Raw genomic sequence first — 298 nt, forward strand, 5'->3', positions numbered from 1 at the left:
AACAAAGTACTGTGGTAAAAAACAAGTAAAAACTCATTAATTTTTCACTAAAGTACTTCTGTAAGAATCATCATATATTAATCCCGATTTAGCAATTGCAAAGGCTTGTTTCAATAACTTATTGCATACTGCGATTAACGCTAATTTTTTACTCTTTCCTTTGGCTACTAATCGCTCATAAAGTTCTCTACATGCTTTGTTATATTTACAAGCATTAAAACTGCACATAAATAATAAATTTCGTAGTTTTTGATTACCTATTTTGCTTATTCGTGGTCGTCCTTTTACACTACTTCCA

Annotated in this window: 1 protein-coding gene; it reads right to left on the reverse strand. The window is 29.9% G+C overall.

What is annotated here, in order from left to right; genetic code table 11:
- Positions 1–36 precede the first annotated feature (36 nt).
- Positions 37–298, reverse strand: a 262-nt coding sequence (locus ACVC5O_RS00015; protein WP_452219416.1) for a transposase, incomplete at its 5' end; no start/stop codon positions are given.

Source organism: Lacinutrix salivirga (assembly GCF_053604675.1).